Genomic DNA, 2,407 nt, shown 5'->3' on the forward strand with positions numbered 1-2,407 from the left:
TGGAACCCCAGCGAGGCCTGCAGCAGACCCGTCAGCAGCGGGCCGGCCAGCGCGCCGAGGTTGATGCCGAGGTAGAACAGCGAGAACCCGGCATCCCGTCGGGGGTCGTCCCGCCGGTACAACGTTCCCACCACGCTCGTGGCGTTGGCCTTGAGGCCGCCCGATCCCAGCGCGATGAGGATGAGTCCGACGCCGACCCCGAGGAATCCGGGGATGAGGGCGAGGGCGACGTGACCGGCGACGATGACGATCGCACTGTAGAAGAGCACCCGCTCGGAGCCGAGGATGCGGTCGGCGATCCACGCCCCGAGGATGGTCGAGAGGTAGACCGAGCCGCCGTATGCGCCCACGATGCCGGCAGCCACGGCGCGGTCGAGCCCCAGCCCGCCGTCGGTGGCGGAGTAGTACAGGTAGATGAGCAGGATGCCCTGCATGCCGTAGAAGCTGAACCGCTCCCACATCTCCACGCCGAAGATGTGCGCCAGCGCCCGGGGCTGCCCGAAAAAGCGGGTGTCGCGGTCGCCGGCGTCTTCCGCGGCGGTCTCGATGGGGCCCGTGGGAGGTCCGACGGGGACCTGGGCCGGCTCGTTCGCGCTCATTGGCCCAGGGTAGACCTCACTGCGGCAGAGAGGGATGGGGTTCGCGTGCAGGGCGCTGCGGGATGAACAGAGCGAGCACCAGGGCCACCACCGCGGCGGCGCCGCCCAGCAAGAACGCCACGTCGAACGCCGCCGCCGTCGGCACCTGCACGCCGCCCTGCGTGACCGACAGGCTCGCCAGCACCGCGGCGATCACGGCAGCAGCCGTGCTGGTGCCGAGCGAGCGGAACAGTGCGTTCAGGCCGTTGGAGGCGCCCGTCTCGCTCTGCGGCACGCTGCGCATGATGAGCATCGGCATGCTGGCGTAGCCGAAGCCGATCCCGACGCCCACCAGCAGATTGGCCACCAGGATGTGCCACACCTCGGAGGAGAACAGCAGCGTGAACCCGTACGCGACGATGAGGGCGATCGCCCCGAGGATCAGCAGCAGCCGAGGGCCGACGGTGCGCGCCACCCGCCCCGAGTAGGGCGACAGCACCATCATCACCAGGCCCGCCGGCGCGATGACGAGGCTGGCGGCGAGCAGTGACAGTCCGAAACCCGCAGGGGCCGGCAGCTCCAGCAGCTGCGGGTAGGCCACGTTCGAGGCGAAGAGCGAGAACCCCATCGCGAGAGAGGCGATGTTGGTGAGCAGCACCGGACGGCGGGCAGCCACCCGCAGGTCCAGCAGCGGCTCGGCGATGCGCAGTTCGTACCAGCCCCAGACCAGCAGCACCGCGAGCCCGCCCAGTCCGCACGCGAGGACGGCCGGCGACGTCCAGCCCCACTCGTTGCCGCGCGAGACCGCCAGCAGCACGCCGGTGAGGCCGACTGCGAGTCCCGCGGCGCCGACGTAGTCGAAACGGCCCGCCGTGCGCAGCACGCTCACCGGCACGATCCACACCACCAGCACGAAGACCACGACCCCCATGCCGGCGGCCAGCCAGAACAGGGCGTGCCAGTCGCTGTACTGCGTCACCAGAGCGCTCAGCGGCATGCCGAGAGCACCGCCCACGCCCATCGTCGCGCTGATGAGGGCGATCGCGGCATCCACCCGGTCTTCGTGCAGCACGTCACGCAGGATCGAGATCGCCAGCGGCACGACGCCGGTGACGGCGCCCTGCAGGGCCCTGCCGATGATCACCCCGATGATCTCGCCCGACAGCGCTGCGACGACCGAGCCGAGCACCAGCACGCCCAGCAGCACCAGCACGATGCGGCGCTTCCCGTACATGTCGCCCAGGCGCCCCGCGATCGGCGTGACCACCGCTGCCGCCAGCAGCGTCGCGGTCACCACCCACGCGGTGTCCTCGCGGCTGGCGTTGAGCAGCTCCGGCAGCTTCGCCTGGATCGGCACCACGAGGGTGAACATGAACGACGATGCCAGGCCGGCCAGGGCCAGCACGGCAACGATGGCGCCCTGGCGGGGCATGCGGGTGAGGCGTCTGCGTACGTCCTCGTCCCGGCCCATCGGTCCAGGGTATCGCCGGTTCCGGACGTACCGGCGTGGAGTCGTAGGGTGTGGGCATGGCCGACCTCGATCAGCTCACCGTGCCCGCCGGCATCGAGATCCGCGCGCTCGAGACCGTGGCCCAGGTGTTCGATGCCGCCCGCGTGCTCTCGGACGTCTGGGGCGGCGATGACGACGCCATGCCACCGAATCTGCTGCGCGCCCTCGCGCACTCGGGCAACTACGCCGTGGGCCTCTATGACGGCGATCGCATCATCGGCGCGTCGGTGGCGTTCTTCGCCGCCCCCGCCGAGCGCTCGATGCACTCGCACGTCACCGGGGTGCTCCCCGAGTACCAGGGCCGGGGGTTCGGGCGGCT

2 protein-coding genes and 1 pseudogene are annotated in these 2,407 nt (G+C 70.8%); 1 reads left to right on the forward strand and 2 read right to left on the reverse strand.

Annotation, left to right across the window (positions count from 1 at the left end; translation table 11 throughout):
- Positions 1–599, reverse strand: a 599-nt coding sequence (locus tag NQ160_RS22325) for an oligopeptide:H+ symporter (RefSeq protein ID WP_257517230.1), incomplete at its 3' end; no start/stop codon positions are given.
- Between the two features lie 16 nt (positions 600–615).
- Positions 616–2,010: an MFS transporter gene (locus NQ160_RS22330; protein WP_257517231.1), complete on the reverse strand. Its 1,395-nt coding sequence runs from the start codon at positions 2,008–2,010 to the stop codon at positions 616–618.
- A 95-nt stretch (positions 2,011–2,105) separates the two neighbouring features.
- Here NQ160_RS22330 and NQ160_RS22335 point away from each other — a divergent pair.
- Positions 2,106–2,407, forward strand: a pseudogene (locus tag NQ160_RS22335) (GNAT family N-acetyltransferase); the annotation flags it as partial.

It is taken from the genome of Microbacterium sp. zg.Y909, from assembly GCF_024626565.1.